Origin of the sequence: Leptolyngbya sp. GGD (genome assembly GCF_026735145.1) — a bacterium.
In the GTDB taxonomy this organism is placed as follows: Bacteria; Cyanobacteriota; Cyanobacteriia; order Leptolyngbyales; family Leptolyngbyaceae; genus Leptolyngbya; species Leptolyngbya boryana.
Genome location: NZ_JAPQKE010000003.1, coordinates 164,808 through 184,425 on the forward strand (window position 1 = coordinate 164,808; position 19,618 = coordinate 184,425).

At 47.0% G+C, this 19,618-nt stretch carries 19 protein-coding genes; 7 read left to right on the forward strand and 12 right to left on the reverse strand.

The window, feature by feature from the left end; genetic code table 11:
• The first annotated feature begins 5 nt into the window (after positions 1–5).
• Positions 6–1,658 (forward strand): ABC transporter permease, encoded by a 1,653-nt coding sequence (locus tag OU814_RS15655; RefSeq protein ID WP_268184145.1) that lies wholly within the window; start codon positions 6–8, stop codon positions 1,656–1,658.
• Between the two features lie 108 nt (positions 1,659–1,766).
• Here the strand turns inward: OU814_RS15655 and OU814_RS15660 are convergent, their stop codons facing one another.
• From OU814_RS15660 to OU814_RS15690, 7 genes are all read right to left on the reverse strand, one after another.
• Positions 1,767–3,221, reverse strand: a complete 1,455-nt coding sequence (locus OU814_RS15660; protein WP_268184146.1) for a glycosyltransferase — start codon at positions 3,219–3,221, stop codon at positions 1,767–1,769.
• A gap of 315 nt (positions 3,222–3,536) precedes the next feature.
• The gene (locus OU814_RS15665) at positions 3,537–3,965 is read right to left on the reverse strand and encodes an FKBP-type peptidyl-prolyl cis-trans isomerase (protein ID WP_017287653.1); all 429 of its coding nucleotides are present in this window, start codon (positions 3,963–3,965) and stop codon (positions 3,537–3,539) included.
• A 63-nt stretch (positions 3,966–4,028) separates the two neighbouring features.
• The gene (locus OU814_RS15670; protein ID WP_017287654.1) at positions 4,029–5,195 is read right to left on the reverse strand and encodes an ABC transporter permease; all 1,167 of its coding nucleotides are present in this window, start codon (positions 5,193–5,195) and stop codon (positions 4,029–4,031) included.
• 20 nt (positions 5,196–5,215) lie between these two features.
• A complete protein-coding gene (locus tag OU814_RS15675; RefSeq protein ID WP_268184148.1) occupies positions 5,216–6,361 on the reverse strand; it encodes an AI-2E family transporter in 1,146 nt (381 codons plus the stop codon).
• Between the two features lie 94 nt (positions 6,362–6,455).
• Positions 6,456–7,301, reverse strand: coding sequence for an Npun_R2479 family HD domain-containing metalloprotein (locus tag OU814_RS15680; protein ID WP_017287656.1), 846 nt, complete (start codon positions 7,299–7,301; stop codon positions 6,456–6,458).
• Positions 7,302–7,408: 107 nt separating this feature from the next.
• Positions 7,409–7,732 carry a hypothetical protein gene (locus OU814_RS15685; protein WP_017287657.1) on the reverse strand — a complete coding sequence of 108 codons (324 nt, stop codon included), beginning with the start codon at positions 7,730–7,732 and terminating at the stop codon, positions 7,409–7,411.
• 104 nt (positions 7,733–7,836) lie between these two features.
• The gene (locus tag OU814_RS15690; RefSeq protein WP_017287658.1) at positions 7,837–8,796 is read right to left on the reverse strand and encodes an orange carotenoid-binding protein; all 960 of its coding nucleotides are present in this window, start codon (positions 8,794–8,796) and stop codon (positions 7,837–7,839) included.
• A 256-nt stretch (positions 8,797–9,052) separates the two neighbouring features.
• Here OU814_RS15690 and OU814_RS15695 point away from each other — a divergent pair, with 256 nt between their 5' ends.
• The 3 genes from OU814_RS15695 (at position 9,053) to OU814_RS15705 (ending at position 11,984) form a co-directional block, all read left to right on the forward strand.
• Positions 9,053–10,072 carry an ABC transporter ATP-binding protein gene (locus tag OU814_RS15695; protein ID WP_268184149.1) on the forward strand — a complete coding sequence of 340 codons (1,020 nt, stop codon included), beginning with the start codon at positions 9,053–9,055 and terminating at the stop codon, positions 10,070–10,072.
• Positions 10,073–10,078: 6 nt separating this feature from the next.
• Positions 10,079–10,954 (forward strand): ABC transporter permease, encoded by an 876-nt coding sequence (locus OU814_RS15700; protein WP_268184150.1) that lies wholly within the window; start codon positions 10,079–10,081, stop codon positions 10,952–10,954.
• A 382-nt stretch (positions 10,955–11,336) separates the two neighbouring features.
• Complete coding sequence (locus OU814_RS15705) at positions 11,337–11,984, forward strand: Uma2 family endonuclease (protein ID WP_268184151.1); 648 nt, start codon at positions 11,337–11,339, stop codon at positions 11,982–11,984.
• 94 nt (positions 11,985–12,078) lie between these two features.
• On the opposite strand, the gene OU814_RS15710 is transcribed toward OU814_RS15705, so the two are convergent.
• Positions 12,079–13,134, reverse strand: coding sequence for an EAL domain-containing protein (locus tag OU814_RS15710; RefSeq protein WP_017287662.1), 1,056 nt, complete (start codon positions 13,132–13,134; stop codon positions 12,079–12,081).
• 259 nt (positions 13,135–13,393) lie between these two features.
• Here OU814_RS15710 and trpD point away from each other — a divergent pair, with 259 nt between their 5' ends.
• Positions 13,394–14,431: an anthranilate phosphoribosyltransferase gene (trpD, locus tag OU814_RS15715; RefSeq protein WP_017287663.1), complete on the forward strand. Its 1,038-nt coding sequence runs from the start codon at positions 13,394–13,396 to the stop codon at positions 14,429–14,431.
• A gap of 2 nt (positions 14,432–14,433) precedes the next feature.
• A complete protein-coding gene (locus tag OU814_RS15720) occupies positions 14,434–15,633 on the forward strand; it encodes a glutathione S-transferase family protein (RefSeq protein ID WP_326498310.1) in 1,200 nt (399 codons plus the stop codon).
• A gap of 23 nt (positions 15,634–15,656) precedes the next feature.
• On the opposite strand, the gene OU814_RS15725 is transcribed toward OU814_RS15720, so the two are convergent.
• The 3 genes from OU814_RS15725 to OU814_RS15735 all read right to left on the reverse strand — a co-directional run bounded on the left by OU814_RS15725 (position 15,657) and on the right by OU814_RS15735 (position 17,216).
• The gene (locus OU814_RS15725) at positions 15,657–15,989 is read right to left on the reverse strand and encodes a DUF5615 family PIN-like protein (RefSeq protein ID WP_268184152.1); all 333 of its coding nucleotides are present in this window, start codon (positions 15,987–15,989) and stop codon (positions 15,657–15,659) included.
• 5 nt (positions 15,990–15,994) lie between these two features.
• The gene (locus tag OU814_RS15730) at positions 15,995–16,216 is read right to left on the reverse strand and encodes a DUF433 domain-containing protein (protein WP_026148565.1); all 222 of its coding nucleotides are present in this window, start codon (positions 16,214–16,216) and stop codon (positions 15,995–15,997) included.
• A gap of 205 nt (positions 16,217–16,421) precedes the next feature.
• Positions 16,422–17,216, reverse strand: a complete 795-nt coding sequence (locus OU814_RS15735; RefSeq protein WP_268184154.1) for a winged helix-turn-helix transcriptional regulator — start codon at positions 17,214–17,216, stop codon at positions 16,422–16,424.
• A gap of 81 nt (positions 17,217–17,297) precedes the next feature.
• Here OU814_RS15735 and OU814_RS15740 point away from each other — a divergent pair, with 81 nt between their 5' ends.
• The gene (locus tag OU814_RS15740) at positions 17,298–18,449 is read left to right on the forward strand and encodes an acyl-CoA dehydrogenase family protein (RefSeq protein WP_268184155.1); all 1,152 of its coding nucleotides are present in this window, start codon (positions 17,298–17,300) and stop codon (positions 18,447–18,449) included.
• Between the two features lie 143 nt (positions 18,450–18,592).
• Here OU814_RS15740 and OU814_RS15745 read toward each other — a convergent pair whose 3' ends face one another.
• On the reverse strand, positions 18,593–19,081 hold the full coding sequence (locus tag OU814_RS15745) for an AAC(3)-I family aminoglycoside N-acetyltransferase (RefSeq protein ID WP_268184156.1): 489 nt from the start codon (positions 19,079–19,081) through the stop codon (positions 18,593–18,595).
• Positions 19,082–19,618: the final 537 nt, after the last annotated feature.

The following is a 19,618-nucleotide window of genomic DNA, read 5'->3' on the forward strand; positions in this document are numbered from 1 at the left end:
AGCATATGCAAATTTCGCGGGCGAGAGAGACTCGACGTTCTAGATTGAGTGCATGGACGATCGTTGTAATTGCGATCGCAGTTTTAATTGCATTCCCAATCTTTGCTGTATTGAGCGGATTATTTGCAGATGCCAGATCAGTTTGGCAACATCTCGCAAGCACAGTTCTGACCACTTACATCACGAATTCGCTCTATTTAATGCTTGCGGTGGCGCTAGGTGTCACGATCATTGGAACGGGCACAGCTTGGCTGGTGACGATGTGCCGATTTCCAGGAAGTAGAATTTTAACTTGGGCATTGCTGTTGCCGCTGGCTGCTCCAGCTTATATTTTGGCGTATACCTATACGGATTTGCTCGAATACTTCGGGATTGTGCAAACGACGTTGCGATCGTGGTTTGGCTGGAAAACGGCACAAGAGTATTGGTTTCCGAATGTGCGATCGCTTTGGGGTGCAGCAGTGATGCTGATTTTGGTGCTGTATCCCTATGTCTATTTGTTAGCGCGATCGGCGTTTTTATCTCAGTCTGTCTGTACTTTAGAAGCCAGTCGTAGCTTAGGCTGTAGCCCGTGGCAGAGTTTTAGAAAAGTGGCTTTACCTTTGGCACGTCCCGCGATCGTAGCAGGGTTGTCTTTAGCTCTAATGGAAACTTTAAATGACTATGCAACCGTTCAGTTTTTTGAGGTCAGCACGTTCACGACTGGAATCTATCGCACTTGGTTTGGTATGGGCGAACGGCTTGCAGCAACTCAATTAGCTGCATTTTTATTGATATTTATTTTTGTCTTGATCTGGTTAGAACAACTTTCAAGAGGACGAGTCCAGTACTATCAATCTTCCAATTCATCGCCTGTTCAGAAATATCAGCTCCGGGGCATCCGTGCGATCATCGCGATTGTATTTTGTATCATTCCTCTATTCCTCGGCTTTTTGATTCCGGCAGGTGTGCTGCTCAATATGACGTTAGAAAATTGGGAAGATGCTTTTGATCAGAGATTTTGGGGCTTTGCAACGAATAGTTTAACTGTGTCCGGGATTGCAGCCTTGGTTGCGATCGTAGTGGGAATTATCTTGGCGTATGGATTGCGTTTAGATCGCTCCCTGATGATGCGAGGGGCGACTTACATTGCTTCAATGGGTTACGCTATCCCCGGTTCTGTGATTGCTGTTGGGATTTTAGTTCCGTTGGGATTGTTTGATAATGCGATCGATGGCTGGATGCGATCGACGTTCAATTATTCAACGGGCTTATTGCTGAGTGGAACGATGTTTGCGCTGGTGTTTGCTTATTTAGTTCGATTTCTTGCCTTGTCGTTTAATAGCATCGATGCGAGTTTGGCAAACATTAAACCGAGTTTGGATGATGCGTCTCGTAGTCTCGGATTTGGCGCGACGAATACTTTATTCCGAGTCCATGTGCCGCTGTTATGGAAGGGAGTTTTGGCAGCAGCAATTCTCGTTTTTGTCGATGTAATGAAAGAATTGTCTGCAACGCTGATCATTCGTCCGTTTAACTTTGACACGTTAGCAGTGCATGTATTTAACCTTGCGTCTGATGAGCGACTCACGGAAGCCTCTGGATCAGCTTTAGCGATCGTACTGGTTGGCTTAATTCCCGTCATTCTTCTCAGTTGGCAAATGGAGCAGAAGCGCTAAGAAGATGAGTGAGAGCCGTATTGTTCCTCATCTCTCCCACTATGACTTTCAAACTAAAAAAGCTCCAAGCTTTCTAAAGACTTGGAGCTTTTCTAAGTCGAAATCTTGCTACTTCGCTTCCGGCAAAGCATCCGTCGATCGACGAGTCACAATCCATTCGGTATTGCCAACAATGTGGTCATAAATTGCCGTAATCGCAATCACACTCTTAAACACACAGTAGAACGGAATAAAAAAGCAATAGACCAAGAAATCTCGTCCAGACTGCTTGATGGCATCAGTTCGTACAAGCCAAGCTGCCAAAGCTTGTAACGGACCACTTGCCAAAGTCAATGCTGTCATTGTCCAGATATATTCCGGTGCAATATCCGGTGCATTCTCTCCCGCTAAGGTCAGACTCAATGTAATTGGAAACGCTTGCAGGGCGACAAAATGGAATCCCGCACTGTAGACCAAAAGCAACGTCCAATAAAACTTTTGCCAGTTATCGAGTCTTAGCGATCGCGCAATCGTGCCTTGATATTTCAACGTCACTTCTAGCCAACCTTGTGCCCACCGCTTGCGCTGGAACCAGAACGATCGCACATCCACAGGCGCAAGTTCGGTCACCACGATCGTCGGATCATGGACGATATTATGTCCGCTCAACAGGGTTCTAAAACTCGCATCGATGTCTTCAGTCAACATCTTTGACGAGAAGCCAATCTTCTTCAGTACCTCAGTCCGCCAATATCCGTTTGCCCCACAGAACACGCCTGTATCGACTAAAAGTGACTTCGCCGGATGACTCACCCCATAAATACACTCAAACTCCACCGCAATCATGCGCGTCATGAAGTTCACATCTTGGTTGCGAATCACATTTCGTCCTTGTACCGCGCTGTAGCGATAATTCGATAACCAACGCCAAGCGCGAGTAAAGCTGTCTGGATTCGGGTGATGGTCTGCGTCCAAGATTCCAGTCACTTCGCCCGTGACGATTTCTAAGGCTGCATTAATGTTTTGCGCTTTCGATCGACTGCCTTCAACACAGAGCAATTTCAACTCCGGATGTTCTTCTGCCATCCGTTCTAATCGATCTTCGACCGGTAAGCGTTCTGGGCGGTTGTACGCCAGAATCACTTCTAATCCCCCTTCCGGGCGTTCCATCGTGCTGAGAATGTGATCTAGCGTATTGATAATAATATGCTGCTCATTGGGCAAATAGGCTGCAACAATCAGCGAACACTTGGGAACCGCGCCCGGCGATCTCAACAGCGGATAGAGCGGTTGAGTTCTCGGCGATCGCATAAAGCGCTGCACCATCCCGAACTTCGGCATCTTGGCGGGGCGACCGCGACGATATGTAATTGCCGTCGAAACTGCCTCACCGATCACAACGATCGACGTAACAAAATACAAAATCGGAATCAAAACATGGAGAAACGACAAATTCCAACCATTCTCCAGAATGTAGTAGTAGAGCACCGTTGGTAGCCCAATCACCACAAAATGGGTCAAAAGAATTTTGTCCAGAATCGGACCGAAGAGGTTAACCGGTTTGTGCAGCAGTCCCTTACGCATAACAGTTTTTTAACAACCTAAAAGGGTTCTTCATAGATAGAAACCATGTGTTACAAGAAGTTGTCAAATCCTGAAACCGCCAATTCTGAGAAGAAGTCGCGGAAAGCCTTACTGCTTGCACCCTTCGGCAAATTAGGTAATATGGCTCAGGATTCAAACGATCCTGGTTTAGATTTCTCTCAGACACGGACTAATCCGGATCACAAGAAAACTTCACATGTTTTCGCTTGGATTACGGAATTTTGACAAATAAAAAGGTCTTGTGAACATAAACTTTTGCCCACAAGACCTTTTTTCGACAACTGATTAGTTTTATTAACCAATTTCGACTAGTTGTATATCAAATGTTAAATCTTCTCCAGCGAGCGGATGATTTGCATCCAGGGTGACATCAGCATCAGATACGTCCGTAATTACGACTGGAATCGATTGTCCAGTTGGCTGTCGAATTTCCAACTGTTGTCCGACCTCTGGCTGTAGGTCTGGCGGCATTTGAGCACGCTCAACGACTAAAACCATGGCTTCTTGATAAGCGCCGTACGCTTGATCTGCCGGAATGATTTCCGTTTTGGAATCGCCTGGACTCATCCCCATCACTGCATTCTCAAATCCAGGAATAACATTCCCTGCGCCCAACGTGAATTCTAGCGGATCAGCGTTGACAGAAGAGTCAAACACTGTCCCATCGTCGAGTTTTCCCGTGTAGTGAACTCGAACTGTATCGCCTAATTTTGCTTGTGCCATTTGAAAGTTTCTATTAGCGTTTCCTCAGTCTAAAGGGTTTTCCAATTTTGATCACCCCTTTTTCTACCGCTGCAAACTGCGCGGATCGAGCGCATCCCGCAAGCCATCGCCGAGTAGGTTAAACGCCAAAACCGTCAACACGATCAAAATAGCGGGAGGCCACACTAACCAGGGTTGCAGGACCAGAATCGAGGCATTCGTGGCGAGCGACAACATATTTCCCCAAGAGGGATCGGGCTGCTGAATGCCAAGCCCAATCAAGCTCAGAACCGATTCTGCAATGATAAAACTGGGGACTTGCAACGTCGCTGAAATAATCACATAGGTTGCGGTCTGAGGTAAAACGTGTCGAGTGATGATGTAGAGTGACTTTCCACCCATGGCGCGTGAGGCTTGAACAAACTCTCGTTCTTTGATCGATAACACTTGCCCCCGAATCACCCGTGCTAATCCTGCCCAACTGATAAACGAGGTAATAAAGACGATTAGTAGAAATCGTTGCGCGCTACTTAAGCCCGGTGGAAGGACTGCGGCTAATGCAACAAGTAAGTAGATGCTTGGGATCGTCATCAATACTTCTACAATCCGCATCAGCACCGCATCGACCCAACCTCCGACATAGCCTGAAATGCCACCAACGAGCATCCCGATCGGGAAAGACAACGCGATCCCGACGAGTCCAATACTGAGACTAATCCGACCACCGTAAAGGAGCCGACTAAACAGGTCGCGCGCTTGCTCATCAGTTCCCAGAAGATTAAATTTGCCCTCCCCTGCCGTGCCAAACAGATGCAGATTGCCTGGAATTCCAGAAAAAAGTTCGATTTCTTCAAACTTGGGATCGCTGAGTGAAAAGTTCGTGGGTAACGGTAAGCGAATTTGGAACAATCGATACGGTTCGCCTTGTACGAAGAGTCTGAGCGGTGAAGGTTTCGATCGATCAACTTGCAATTCGCGATCGCCCGTATTCACATCAATGGGACCTTGAGTGGTTGGGTAAACATGAGGTCCAATGAATTGATTATTTTGATCCGTCCAATAAATCTGAGTGGGCGGTAACAATGCGCCATCCGTTTGTGGTTTACAGGCTCCACTGGTAATGGAAGCCGTATCACAGGGGCTATAAGGAGCAACGAATTCTGCCGCAATCACGGCAACATAGAATAACGCTAGTAAGATTGCTCCAAACTTAGCTAACGGATTGCGTTTGAGCTTTTGCCACCAGTCCATAGGTCAGAAGAAATAAAGGATTAATGCGAATCTTTGACGATCACAGTAACATTCGGTTCGATATCGGGATCAACCGAAAGCATGGGTTCCAGAATACTATTTTCCACAGCTTCCGAGAAAATTGATCCAGCTTGCGGCGGGAGGTCAGGATTCATCAGGATTTCGACGATCGTTTTCACGACACTGGTCAAGGGAATTGCCAGAATCACGCCTAATAGTCCTGCTACTCTAGCACCCACTAGCAAAGACGTGAGAATAATCACGGGACTCAATCCTGTCAGCCCGCCCAAAATCCGAGGCGCGATCGCATTATCTTTAACTTGCTGAATCGCGATCGCGGTTCCTAACACTTCGATCGCCATCCACCAATCAATAAATGCCACTAAAATCCCAACCGTGGCAATTCCTAGCGATGCCCCAATAAATGGGATCACTTCCATCACCCCAATAAACACCGCAAACACGAGAAAGAATGGAACTTTTAACCACCAGAACGCCAATGAAAGCGCGATCGCCATAAACAGCCCTAACAGCAATTGTCCTGAGGCAAATCGCTGCAAACTATCCCGCATCGAATTCGTTAAACTCTCCTGAATCGGCTGAGAAAAGATGCCTGTGATCCCGCCCCAAATCTTTGCTCCGTCTAGGACTAAATAGAACGAAATCACCAGAATCAGGATCAGATCCAAGACCCAATTAAAGGTGTTCAGAACCAATCCGATTCCGGTCGATGCGATCGTTTTTGCCTGCCCTTGTAATTGAACCGAGAGTTGTTGTTCTAAAAACGAGAGATCAAAGCCTAAATGCCGAGATTCTCCCCACGTTTGAAAGTCTTGGAGTTGTTGCTGTCCCGATGCAATCAGATTCGGTAAATTTGCCGTCAGTTGTTGAGTCTGTTGAATAATAGGCGGCGCGATCGTCACGGCAACTACCGTTAAAATCAACCCTGCAAATAGATAGACCACTCCAGCAGCTAACGCCTTGGGCATAACTTTTCCCAATCTTGCCACCGGGTAATTCAGCAAGAAAGCGATTAATCCTGCCGTGACGAGTACGCTGATTAATTCTCCAAAGTAAGTGAGTGCATTCAGCGTCAGCCACCCTGAGACGAGAATTAACAGCCAGGTAATCAGAAATTGTTGAATCGGAGAGAAAAAACGATCCATACAGCAAACAGCGCGATCGAGTACCCCTCAATTTTGCCGTTAATCGCGTAATTTCGCCGTTCAATTCACGAGACACCGCTTTCTCTAACCGATTTCAGGTGCAATACTCGTCGGAGGGTTCATGCTCGACGACAAACACGTTTGAGTAGAGATTAGCAACGATTTGCTTGCCTTGTTGAGTTAAGGAGAGATAGTAGAGCGCCTGTTTGACATAAGGGTAAACACCCTGCCAATAGAATTTTGGATAATTTTTTCGCAGATCTCCTGGATGGCGATAGCCTAAAGCTTTGTTCACCCCAGTTTCCTCGAATTCGTAATAGAGTGCGCTGATTTTTTTCAGATAACGCGGATCGCTGAGCTGTCCAATCAGATCAGAAGCGCGCACCAGTCCTGGATAATTGCTCGTGTCTTGATGGTCTTCAGCCGCAGGAACGGGGAAGCGGGTCAGTTCAATATTACGTTTGACCACTTCGACATCGATGAGTTTATGACCACCAAATCGTTCGTCAATGAAGAGTTTAGCGCGATCGACATGATACGGAGTCATGGCGGCATCAGATGAGCCAGGCGGTACTGAAACCATCGCGCCATCACGACCTGTGGCATATAGCCCGGTCTTATCTTGGCGGCAAACGCCTCGGACATACCCGATATCGTGGCAAACGAGCGAAACAATAAAGTGCAGCCAGTCCTCACACGACACCCCGCCGTCTCGAATATGCCGTCCTCGTAAGATCTCTTGACCCACCAGGGTGACTAAAATCGAATGTTCAACGTTGTGATAGAGCGCGTCACTGTTGGCAATATTTTCCATCGCCATCGACCCAACCCAACCAATAATGTCTTCGTAATCTGATTTCCAGCCGCCATAGGTTCGGTGATAGCCTTCTTTCAGTTGGCGAACAAAGTCATCAATGAGAAGTTCTGTGGCGTTAAACATGTTGGGGCGAATTTAGATAGAGGAACCCTCTTAGGTTTCCCGCCCAACTTTATAAAGTAAAGATAGGGCTTAATCTAATCTTTCAATTCAAGATAAGCCCTAAAAAATCAGCCCATTCTGACCAAGGCTGAAATTTTGGCAAGTTTATCGGCTGCCAATCCTTTGAGTTCATTGAGATCCAACCACTTTTCGCGGACGAGTTGGGCAAACACAAAAATCAAAACCGAGTCACGATAGTCATATTTCCCGTCGATTTCGTGCCGTCTGGCGCTCAAAAAATCGTGGAATTGCCACAGATCGCTGACTTCTGAGACCTGATTGGCTCGTTCAGCAACGTCTTGCATGAGCGCCTGAATCTCTCGTTGATACGCTCGATCGAATGCGGATCGAGAAATCTCTTGTTCGGTCTGAGTCCAATGAATTTCGCTCACTTGCTTCGTTTACTCACATCACAGTCTGCCAATATACAAATGAATGGACGCTCCTAAGATTCAGAACATCCATTCTTTGAGAATTTACGATCGCAAATTTATGCTTATCGCATTAGATTTAAAAGTTCTTTCGGCGAAGCGAGCAGGTCGATCGCAACAAAGAAAATTTTACCTTCAGGATTGAGCAGGAATCTCCACGCCATATTCATCCCAACTGCTGCACCAAACCAAGGTGTTTGAACTTTTCCAGTGACTTTGATTTGGGTATAGCCATCTTCTGCGGGTTCAGAAACGCCGCGTTCGGGCATCAAGTTGAGGTTCTGGCATTCTTCACGAAAGAAGCGCATCACTCCTTCTTTTCCAACGATCGGTTTTTGGAAAGGAGCTTGCAGTGCGCCATCTTCACTAAAGAGTTGGATCAGCGCATCGAAATCGTTGGCGTTCATGTTGTTCATGTACTGCGTCACGGTCTGATTGTCGATACCTTCAATCTTGACTTGAGTACGCTGAGCTTCTGCTTTTGGAGCGACGACGGGTTCAGAAACTCGGTTGTAGCTGCCCAGTTTATTGACGTCGTAGCCCATGTTGACGACTGAATTACGCAACACAGTAATTTGCTGACCTTGATCTAGACCTCTCAAGGATTGCAGCACTGCAGAAGCGTTGGCAGATAAGGTGTATCCGGTTGGAATGGGGGCGACGATGCCTTGCTCCATCCATTGTCCAAGCTGATACCAGAAACCAAGTTTGATGTTTGCCGACCAGGTGGAGTAGGTACGGCAAATCGGCGTGTCGGCATTGTTTGCTAAGTCACACATGACCTGAGTTTGCTCAGAAAACGGCATTCTCTTGATTTGCGCTAGGGTCGATTCTGCAAATTGCATGCTTGCAGCGCCGGGAGCCGCGATCGTGATCGTCTTGCCCATTTCGAGGAAGGCAAACCATGTCCAGGCGAGCTGGTCTTCTGCACTCAATTGATTGAATCGAGCAGTGAGGGCAGGTACAGCATCGGCTGCGAGAGTGTTGGGGAAAATACTACGCGCTGAGTCAATCGTAATCGCCATAAGAATACCTGCAATATTGGAGTGAATTCAGTGGGAAGTGTCACTCAGAACACTTGGGTCGCTCTGTTTCCTCACTAACCATTAGTCTACATCAAAGTTAACAATTCTCTTTATATTTATTTACATTTTTCTAATCTGGCGAAATCAATGCTGCATTTTTCATAAATATCGCCAATTCATCAGAAATCAAGGCATACAGTTCTTAGAATAGGGAGGAGAAGTCTTCATGTTTTGATACAAATCTAGGAGCGGTGGTATGACTTCTGCGGTACGAATTGAGAAATTACAGAAGCGCTACGGCTCAGTTGAAGCCGTGAAAGAGGTTTCGCTAGAGATTCAGCCTGGTGAGATTTTTGGGCTTTTAGGGCCAAATGGAGCCGGGAAAACAACGACGTTGCGGTGTTTGTGTACGTTGACGGAACCGGATGCGGGAAAAATCGAAGTGTCGGGAATTAGCGCGATCGACAATCCCCGGGCTGCGCGTCAAAAACTGGGCTACGTGGCGCAAGAAGTCGCGATCGATAAAGTTCTCACGGGTCGCGAACTGCTCGAACTGCAAGCCGCCCTTTACCATTTGCCAAAGCAATCGATTCAGGAACGAATTGCCGAGGTTCTCAATTTATTAGGACTCAACGAATGGGCGGATAAAAAGAGCGGCACTTATTCTGGAGGCTTGAAAAAACGGCTCGATCTAGCGGCGGGATTGCTTCATCAACCAGACGTACTGGTTCTGGATGAACCCACGGTTGGATTAGATATTGAAAGCCGAGTGGTCGTTTGGAATTTCCTGCGCCAGTTACGCGAGCAAGGCACGACCGTTTTAATTACGAGCCATTATTTAGAAGAGATTGATGCACTTGCCGATCGCGTAGCGATTATCGATCGCGGAGTGGTGATTGCATCGGGAACGCCTTCGGAGTTGAAAGATCAAGTGGGAGGCGATCGCATTACGCTACGCATTCGAGAGTTCTCTCCGATCGAGGAAGCAGAAAAGGCAAAGTCTTTATTAGAATCAATTCCGGTCGTTCAAGAAGTGATTATTAATGAGGCACAGGGGAATTCGTTAAATCTCGTTGTTGCGCCCAATAGTGATGCACTGATGACGGTGCAGCAAGCGCTTCAGCAAGCGGGGTTACCGACCTTTGGCATTGCTCAGGCTCGTCCGAGTTTGGATGATGTCTATCTTGCAGCAACGGGTCGAACTTTAATGGATGCGGAACTTGCGGCAGCCGCAAGCCGAGATCCAAAAGCAGAACGTAAACAAAGCATGAGGTAGTCAATTATGAGCACAACGATTACTCCTTCAAAACCTGCGTCAGAGCAGAAAATCGCGATCGCTCAACCGAATTTGTTGGGCGAGTTTCTACAAGAAACATTGGCGATGACGCGCCGCTTGTTTATTCAACTGCAACGCCGCCCTTCTACTTTGGTTGCGGGTATTGTTCAACCGTTGATGTGGTTGATTTTATTTGGAGCACTGTTTCAGAATGCGCCGCAAGGATTGTTTGGCAATCAGGTGAATTATGGACAGTTCCTCGGCGCGGGCGTGATTGTATTTACAGCATTTGGAGGAGCGCTGAATGCCGGACTTCCAGTGATGTTCGATCGAGAATTTGGATTTCTCAATCGGTTACTCGTCGCACCATTGGCTTCTCGGTTCTCGATTGTGATGGCTTCTGCAATTTTCATCACGACTTTGAGTTTGATTCAGACTGCGGCGATTATTGCGATGAGCGCATTTTTAGGCTCAGGATTGCCGAGTGCGATCGGGCTTGCATTAGTCGCTTTGATCGTGTTGCTGTTAGTTGTTGCAGTCACAGCATTAAGTTTAGGATTGGCGTTTGCGTTGCCGGGACATATTGAGTTGCTTGCCGTGATTTTTGTCACGAATTTGCCGCTACTGTTTGCAAGTACTGCGTTAGTTCCGTTGTCGTTTATGCCGACTTGGTTGCAAGTTGTCGCAACTTTGAATCCTTTGAGTTATGCGATCGAGCCGATTCGCTATCTCTATTTGCATCCAGACTGGAATCTCGGCAGTGTGATCATGCACGCTCCGTTTGGCAATGTGACTTTGGGTGGAGCCTTGCTAATTTTGGTAGGGCTTTGTGCGATCGCGCTGATCAGTGTTCAGCCTTTGATGAAGCGCCGCTTGGCTTAAGCGGGTATTCCCCAGGTCAAAATTCTTCGTTAGAGTTAGGTTTCGACCTCGCTCAGCCCTGGATGTTACACCCATCTCACTCCAGGTTAGAAAAAGAGCAAAAATCCCCGCGCATTTCACTTTGTCTCAAATGTGCGGGGATTTTTGCTCTTTTATAGATACCAAGAAAGTCGTGCTTCTAGATAATCACGATCATCCCTCTTCACTGTGCAAAAATTATGGCTACTAGCGTCTGTACTCTAGCACTCACCGAATCTATACCAAAACTTCGGCATTCGGCTCAATTCCGGTAATCACTTCTTTTCTCACTGACTCAATCAAGCCACTCTGTTGACTTCTTCTCACAAATAACATTTCTCACTCTAGAAAACGGGTTGACATCATGACGCTTACTATTCCAATCAAGGCGCTTCAACTTGCTCCTGGCAGCACTGTTAGCATTCATAACGTTTCATGGCAAGACTTTGAAACGCTTCTCGCTGACTTAGGTGAAAAGCGAAACACGCGCATTGCATACTATCAAGGCACACTAGAAATCATGTCTCCACTGGCCCGCCACGAACGTCCTCACCGAATTATTGCGCATATTCTGACCGTCATTCTCGAATTACAGGGGCGCGATTGGGAAGATTTTGGTTTCACAACCCTTAAACGTCCTGAAGTCGCTGGCATTGAGCCTGATACTTGTTTCTACATTCAAAATGCTCACCGAGTTCAAGGCTGTACTGACCTCGATCTAGACATCTATCCCCCGCCCGACCTTGCGATTGAGGCTGATGTGACCTCGCTCACAACAGTCAGCGCTTATCAAGCCATGAAAGTTCCTGAAATCTGGGTGTACCGTAAACAGACTCTAAAAATTAGTGTTCTTGATGGAGATCGCTACGTTGACTCTTCGAGCAGTCCAACCTTCCCCAATTTGCCCATCACAACCTTGATTCCTCAACTGGTACAAAGTGCGATCGATCAAGGGACGAGCCAAATGCTACGGAACCTTAGAACTCAATTCCGTCAATCTAATGAACCATGAGTGACTTCCACGTTCAAGATGGCTCTGCACCTTACTTCTCTAACTCGATGAGAAATCAAACTTAGAGAAAAGTCTCATCTCAGGAAAGCAAGTTTTAGCAGACAACTTTTTCAGGCGTTGCGCCGATCGGAGTTTGACCGGGCATACCCAAACCGAAGCCTTGACCGAGGTTGACTCCAATCGATCGACAAAATTCGATGTCTTCTAGGGTTTCTAACCCTTCCGCCAAGACCGTAATTTCAAGCTCTTGGGCAGCTTGAACAAAGCTCTTGACCATGACTTGCTTCATTTCGTATCGGCTACAGCCGTGGACAATTCGACGATCGAGCTTAATCACATCTGGTCGCAACTCGGTACAGTAATGATCGAGCGCAACATTACTTCCCAAATCATCGAGTGCTAATCCGAACCCATTCGCCCGAATTTGGTGAATGACTTTATGCAGATTGGGATGATGGGTCAACGCTTCAACTTCGGTCAGTTCAAATACGATTTGCCCTGGATGCAGCCCTAAATCGAGAATCTGCTGAAAATTCTGTTCTAACGATTCGGGATTATGTGCGATCGCATTCGGTAAGACGTTAATAAAAAAGATGGGACGATCAGACTGATTCCATTCTGCTAGGGCTGTTAAGCAAATCGATCGTGCCAAATTATCAAATTCGCGCGTCAAATTCATCGACAGTGCTGCATCGATCAATTGCTGTCCATTGAACTGTTGCCCTTGAGCATTGCGCGCTCTGGCTAAACATTCATGTGCGACCACCCGACGCGAATCGAGATCAAAAATCGGCTGGTAATTAAAAAATAATTGTTGCTTTGCCAGAACTTGGAAAAACCAGGCGTGTTTGACCAGCTTTGTCATTTGGTGCAGCGGCTGGGCTTTCAGAAATTCATGTAGCAAATGTTGAGCATCTAACGGCGATCTCGTCAGAACATAGCGTGACATCGCTTGACCAATCTCAGAAACTCGCTGGCAAAGCCCAACAAAGAGCGCAGAGAGTTCAAATTCGCTGACTGCACGATAGAGCAGTTGCGGCAAAGCTGCAACTTTCTGAAACCCCAATTGATACAATGCTAAATGCGTTTCTCGATCTCCCGGCTGGACGACTAAATTCAGCGAGGGATTGAATTGATTCTGAATCTGCACAAACAAACACCCTTTCCTTTGCAAGCTGAATGCTAATAATGCAATGGAGATGACCTGATACCCTTCTCAGCACAAGTCGCGAAAAATTTGCTACTTGATTTGGCGGATAAATAATCCGCATCTCCACGGTATCAAGGATTGATCGAATCTTGGGTCATTTGCCCATTACTTCATGTAATTTCCACAATTTGGGTGAAAAATCCGCAAGAAATCCGATGCATGAGATTATTTTAAAGCGCTATTTCGCCCTATATTTTCTATGATTTCCCCGACAATAGAGACTAATCAATGGTCAGAACTGCTTCAGCAAATTCTCGATCGAGATTCTTTATCGATCGAACAAGCTTCAACCCTCATGCAGGGCTGGCTCAATGATCAGATTCCGCCCGTTCTATCGGGTGCGATTTTAGCTGCATTACAGTCGAAGGGGGTTTCAGCCGCAGAATTGGCGGGGATGGCAACGGTTTTGCAGTCTCAGGCACACGTGAGCGATCGCCTGGCTTTCCCTGTGATTGATACTTGCGGAACGGGGGGAGATGGGGCTTCAACGTTTAATATTTCGACGGCAGTTGCGTTTGTGGCGGCGGCAGCAGGGCTGCGTGTGGCAAAACATGGCAATCGATCGGCATCAAGTCGAGTCGGCTCGGCAGATGTTCTAGAAGCGTTAGGTGTCAATTTGGCAGCATCGCCGGATCAGATTCAAGCAGCAATTTCTGAAGTCGGTATTACGTTTCTTTTTGCTCCGGGTTGGCATCCTGCGCTGAAAGTGGTCGCTCCGATGCGACGAATGCTGAAAGTCCGAACGGTGTTCAACCTGCTAGGACCTTTAGTTAATCCGATGCAGCCGACAGGACAGGTCATTGGTGTGTTTAATGCGACGTTACTCGAACCGATCGCGGAAGCTTTGAAAATGTTAGGGAAAGAATCTGCGATCGTGCTTCACGGTCGAGAAAAACTCGACGAAGCAGGACTCGGAGACTTAACCGATATGGCAGTTCTTAATCAGGGACAGGTTGAACTGACGAGCATTGACCCGCAGGAATTTGGTTTACAGAAAGCTGCGATCGAGTCATTGCGCGGCGGAGATGTGGATGAGAACTCCGAAATTCTCAAATCAGTGCTACAAGGAAAAGGGACGCAAGCCCAACAAGAAGCTGTAGCGTTAAATGCTGCATTAGCGCTCCGCGTCGGGCAAGCCGTGGATTCCTATCAGCAAGGCGTCGATCGCGCAAAAGAGGTCATTGCTTCTGGTGCGGCTTGGGACAAACTGAATCAACTGGTGGAATTTCTAAAATAACTATGGCTGCTCTTAGTTGGGAAGAACTGGAAGCTCTGACAGATTTTCAGATCGATCGAGTCAATGGCAATACCAATGCTCAGTCTCGATTGCGTCTGTTTGGCAAGTCCGAATCAGATGTCAGAGTGACGCTATATCGCGATCATCATGCGTGGTGTCCCTATTGTCAGAAAGTCTGGCTCTGGCTCGAAGAGAAGCAAATCCCCTATCGAATCGAGAAAGTGACGATGTTTTGCTATGGGGAAAAGGAGAGTTGGTATAAGCGGAAAGTGCCTTCGGGTATGCTACCTGCGATCGAGCTAGACGGACGGATCATTACTGAAAGCGATGATATTCTCATGGCGCTAGAGCGAGAATTCGGTGCCTTGGGTTGGAGTATGAATGATCCTAAGGTTGTTCCTCTGCGGCGTTTGGAGCGGTTGTTGTTTCGCGCCTGGTGTGCGTGGCTCTGTTATCCGGCGAATTCAGCCCGGGAAGACCAGCGCAATCGGGAGCAGTTTGTGCGGATTATGGCTCAAGTTGAAGCAGCATTGAGTCAAACGCCTGGGGCGTATTTCTTAGAAGACTTCGGCATTGTCGATGTGGTCTTCACTCCCTATGTAGAGCGGATGAATGCCAGTCTTTATTACTACAAAGGCTATTCGATGCGAGAAGAGAATCCGCGCATGTCGGCTTGGTTTGATGCGATGGAAACTCGATCGACGTATCGCGGGACTCAAAGCGATTTCCATACGCATGCGCATGATCTACCGCCGCAAATGGGTGGGTGCTATGAGAATCAAGATCCTCAGACTCAGATCAATCAGTCCCGCGTCGATCGCGGAGCATGGGACGGTTTACCGGATGTGACTTATCCAGAACCTGAAACGTCTCGTGCAGAGGCATTACATCGGGTGGTGAAGCATCATCAGAACATTATTCGCGTCAATCCGGCAGACGATCGCTTAATGGATGAAGCTTTGCGTTGTGCGTTGACATTCATGATGACGGGCGAAATTTGTACGCCACCTGCTGGCTCAGACGTGGCTTTGAGATATTTGCGCGATCGCATTAGTGTTCCGCGCGATATGTCGATTTATGCTGCAAAACGATTGAGAACTGCATTAGAAAAAACGGCGGCATTAGTTGGCAATCAACAGGGTACACCTATTCCTGTTAGACATCGACGCGATCAAGATCCAGCGAATTTTGTCAGCTTGTAACGTGCTGCTTTCTCAATGAAGCATTACGATAGAGCAAGCAGCGATAAGTTCTGATCTTCATAGAATGATTTGATTGCGTTAAAGTCTCGACGTAGTAACTGTTCAACTTGCGATGTTGAACAGTTGCCTAGACGAAGCCAAATCACTTTTGGGGGATTCCCAAATAATAAGCTCAGGTCATGCATGTCTGCATCTTTTGAGACAATCATCAAATCATTGTCTTTTGCATAATCCCAAACAATCGGATCGATTGTTGCTTTCATGCCCACATCTCGAACATGAAGCGAGTTTGGAAAAAGATCAATCAAACGATTCGGCAACTTGGGGGACAAGTTTTCATCAAAAAGTAACTTCATGCGGATCAGGGAGCGATCATAACTCGACGCTCACGATCGGCGGCATAAGCAATGCAAGCTTTTAAGTCTTCTCGCGTCAAATCTGGAAAATCCTCGAGAATTTCTGCTTCGGTCATCTCGGAGGCTAGATACTCAAGTACTTCATAAACTGTAATTCTTAAGCCACGTACGCAGGGCTTTCCACCACGTTTATTGGGTTCAATTGTGATGAAGTCTCGGTAATTCATAGTTTTAGTCATTCATCATTATTGGCATTTTGGAATAATTTTGTAGCAAGCTTAAAAACCATTGAATGTCTTGCGTGTAATAGCTTTAATCTCTTGCCCCAGATAACCTTTGTCTTTCACCGATCACTCAGCATCGTTTTGTGACAGCAAAATTATTATAAAGCGATCGCTGATTCAGTCGAGCTAGAAAATAATCCTAACTTCGTTAAGAGCCAGAAATTTCATTGCATTCCGCAGCAATATGCTTGTTATTAGCCTGTATTAGCTGCATTGCAGAGTGATCAATTCCCATACCATAACGCCATTCACCGTTGAGATATAACCAAGCTGGCACCTGACGCACGAGATTGCGATCGCCCTCCAAACAGATTGTCTCTTGCTGAAGGGCAAGCTTCAGAGGCGTATATCCCATCCAGACATGGGTGAACACACTCAAATCAGCTGATATTAAGACATCGACTTCAAAGCCTGGATTTTTTTGACACACATCGACTTCTCCACCTTCGATCACCAGCCACCAACTGCGATGAGTTTTGCGCGTTTTGGTTAATCCTTGAAAGTCAAACTGTAGGACTAGCTTTTGCGAGGGTACAGCCTCAAGGTTCACTCGCCGTCTCATTCCCCACATTAATAAGGCATCATCCAAATCTTCTGGGGCAATTTGTTCACTCCCCCATTGTTGTGCCCAAACACCCATTGCTTCAACAATCGGGCGTAGCGCTTCTCCGGCTGGCGTTAGCAGATACTCATACCCTTGCCCTGTTTCTTTTTCATGGCTCATGACAACACCCATCTTCTCAAGTTCTTTGAGCCGTTGAGATAAGAGGGCACGAGACATTAAGGGCACGCCTCGACTGATGTCATTAAAGTAGCGATTGCCATACAGCATTTCTCGCAGCACAAGGAGCGCCCAGCGATCACCAACGACTTCCGCTGCCTTTGCTACCGGACAGAATTGCCCATACCCCTTTCTCATAATGCTTTGGGAGAGAATTGCCATCAGGTTCAGATATTGAACTTGTAGCACTTTATTCGCTCAATCAGAATGGGAGCATCACAAGACTTAAAGGAGCCATGATTTATGCCGGAACTACAAACTATATCGATGGTGCAGCAGCAAGTTGTGGATTGGGCATCCCTAGCAGAATCTTTAGGTAAACAGTTTGCAGCACGAGAAACTGAAGCAGATGAATCAGACTTATTTGTTGCTGATAATATTGCCAGATTAAAATCAGTTGGCCTGACTGCTGCGGGTGTTCCAAGTGAACTGGGTGGAGGGGGTGCTAGTTATGCTGATCTCTGTACTGTACTGCGTATCTTAGGACGCTATTGCAGTTCAACTGCGCTTGCCTTTTCAATGCATACCCATCAGGTGATGATACCGACTTGGCGATGGCAACATCAAAATGCTCCAGTGGATGGATTGCTGAAACGGGTCGCGGCTGAGCAACTTGTGCTGCTGAGCAGTGGGGGTTCAGATTGGCTACAGAGTGCTGGTACGGCTGTCAAAGTAGAGGGTGGATTTCTAATTAGCGCTCGTAAAGTATTTGCGAGTGGTGCGCCTGTGGCGAATTTATTAATGACGAGCGCGGTTTATCAAGACCCAGAACTAGGATCTACAGTCCTACATTTTGGCGTGCCGATGACTGCCCAAGGCGTTTCGATTGAACCGACTTGGCAAGCAATGGGGATGCGGGGAACGGGTTCCCATGATGTGGTGTTGTCTGATGTGTTTGTCCCGGATGCGGCAGTTGCTCTACGGCGAGAACAAGGAAAGTGGCATTTTATTTTTCACCTGATCTCGATGATCGCGATTCCATTAATCTATTCCGTTTATGTTGGGGTTGCAGAAGCGGCACGCGATCGCGCAGTTCAACTCGCAATGAAACGTCATACCGATGAACATTGCTGCTATATGGTGGGAGGTTTAGACAATGAATTGATGGCGGCAAAGTTAGCGCTTCAGCATATGATTTCTACTGCTGTTGTCAGTCAACCTAGCTTTGAAACTACAAATCAGATCATGACGGGACGGACACTGGTTGCGAAAGCCGTTCTCAATGTCGCTGATCTAGCAATGGAAGCTGCGGGGGGAAGTGCGTTCTATCGCAAACTGGGGCTAGAAAAATTGTTCCGTGATGTGCAGGGAGCGCGCTATCATCCTTTGCGGGAAGAGACTCAGCGCAAGCTGTCGGGACAACTGGCACTCGGGTGGGATACGTCTTCTTTGTAGAGCAGTGTCTTTTGTGTAGAGCGATCGCTTTTTTAGAGAGTAAAAAAGCGATCGCTCTTTCCCTGCCAACTTTCTAAGTGAGCGGCGGCGAGTAACTTTGGCAATTCAATATCTTTCAACTGCTCCCTGCATTTGGATCGATGTTATGCGTCGTCATCGCTATTCACAACAGCAATATCGAAATGAAGGACATCTTCGCGTGTTCCAAGCTTGGTATAAAGTGCGATCGCAGGATCATCTCCGAGATCTGCCTGTACGAAAATCACATAGGCTGATCGCGCGACAGCAATCTTCTTCAGTTCCTGAATTAGTGCGGTGGCAATGCCTTCGCGTCGATGCGCTGCTGCAACAGCGAGATCGTAAATATAAATTTCACTACGCTCCTGCTCAAACTTCTGAAGTTCATAAGCAGCAAGACCTCCAACGACTGAACCATTCTTTAACGCTGCAAGCGCGATGAAATAATCGCTGCTGAGCAACCGCTTGAGATAGGTATGACTTGGGCGAAATGAGTTATAGGTATCAACTTCGTCGAAAGCCTCACCGAAGGTAGCCAATAAGTCTTCCATCAGTGTCAAGTCGTTGGAGGTAAGCTGACGAATGCTAATTGGCTCAGAAGATGGCGTTTTCATATCTATTGATTGGGGCAACGCAGAAAAATGATGGGTGAAAATGTATAATGTCTCGCTTTACTTGCTGCAAGGAGCTTTCGGACTTCAATAATCTCGGTTCTAAACGGCCGGGTGTGGGTTGTTGGACATAGCTACTATATCCTTCTCAAACCTTTATCTTTCTTAAACCTATCTTATTAGCGCCAATTGTCTAATACAAAAACGTCTACTCGATTGTAACCAGGCTCGTTTGGTCTCTGCATAACGACATCTACAGGTTCAGTGTAGAAAACGTTGAGCAAGCATCTTGGTATAGGCTGTCTCATGACTCGTATTCACTCCAGCAACTAGATGTAGCAGTTTTTGTACGGTCGGTGTGCAGAGGGAGTTATGGGTAGACAAGAGCAGTACCGGAATGATCAATTCCCACACCATATCGTCATTCACCCTTGAGATATAACCAAGTTGGCACCTGACGCACGCGATCGCCCTCAAAACATTGCCATAAATCACACGATGAGGGGAGCAAAACGATGCGTTGGCAGAAACACTACATTG

Bases quoted from the DNA above. Each gene is read 5' to 3' on its own strand.
- OU814_RS15745 (WP_268184156.1), bottom strand. From the start codon at position 19,081: ATGAAAACGCCATCTTCTGAGCCAATTAGCATTCGTCAGCTTACCTCC.
- OU814_RS15705 (WP_268184151.1), top strand. From the start codon at position 11,337: ATGACGCTTACTATTCCAATCAAGGCGCTTCAACTTGCTCCTGGCAGC.
- OU814_RS15700 (WP_268184150.1), top strand. From the start codon at position 10,079: ATGAGCACAACGATTACTCCTTCAAAACCTGCGTCAGAGCAGAAAATC.
- OU814_RS15655 (WP_268184145.1), top strand. From the start codon at position 6: ATGCAAATTTCGCGGGCGAGAGAGACTCGACGTTCTAGATTGAGTGCA.
- OU814_RS15665 (WP_017287653.1), bottom strand. From the start codon at position 3,965: ATGGCACAAGCAAAATTAGGCGATACAGTTCGAGTTCACTACACGGGA.
- OU814_RS15670 (WP_017287654.1), bottom strand. From the start codon at position 5,195: ATGGACTGGTGGCAAAAGCTCAAACGCAATCCGTTAGCTAAGTTTGGA.
- OU814_RS15680 (WP_017287656.1), bottom strand. From the start codon at position 7,301: ATGTTTAACGCCACAGAACTTCTCATTGATGACTTTGTTCGCCAACTG.
- OU814_RS15725 (WP_268184152.1), bottom strand. From the start codon at position 15,989: ATGAAGTTACTTTTTGATGAAAACTTGTCCCCCAAGTTGCCGAATCGT.
- OU814_RS15720 (WP_326498310.1), top strand. From the start codon at position 14,434: ATGGCTGCTCTTAGTTGGGAAGAACTGGAAGCTCTGACAGATTTTCAG.
- OU814_RS15690 (WP_017287658.1), bottom strand. From the start codon at position 8,796: ATGGCGATTACGATTGACTCAGCGCGTAGTATTTTCCCCAACACTCTC.
- OU814_RS15675 (WP_268184148.1), bottom strand. From the start codon at position 6,361: ATGGATCGTTTTTTCTCTCCGATTCAACAATTTCTGATTACCTGGCTG.
- OU814_RS15660 (WP_268184146.1), bottom strand. From the start codon at position 3,221: ATGCGTAAGGGACTGCTGCACAAACCGGTTAACCTCTTCGGTCCGATT.
- OU814_RS15730 (WP_026148565.1), bottom strand. From the start codon at position 16,216: ATGAATTACCGAGACTTCATCACAATTGAACCCAATAAACGTGGTGGA.
- OU814_RS15695 (WP_268184149.1), top strand. From the start codon at position 9,053: ATGACTTCTGCGGTACGAATTGAGAAATTACAGAAGCGCTACGGCTCA.
- OU814_RS15735 (WP_268184154.1), bottom strand. From the start codon at position 17,216: ATGGCAATTCTCTCCCAAAGCATTATGAGAAAGGGGTATGGGCAATTC.
- OU814_RS15740 (WP_268184155.1), top strand. From the start codon at position 17,298: ATGCCGGAACTACAAACTATATCGATGGTGCAGCAGCAAGTTGTGGAT.
- trpD (WP_017287663.1), top strand. From the start codon at position 13,394: ATGATTTCCCCGACAATAGAGACTAATCAATGGTCAGAACTGCTTCAG.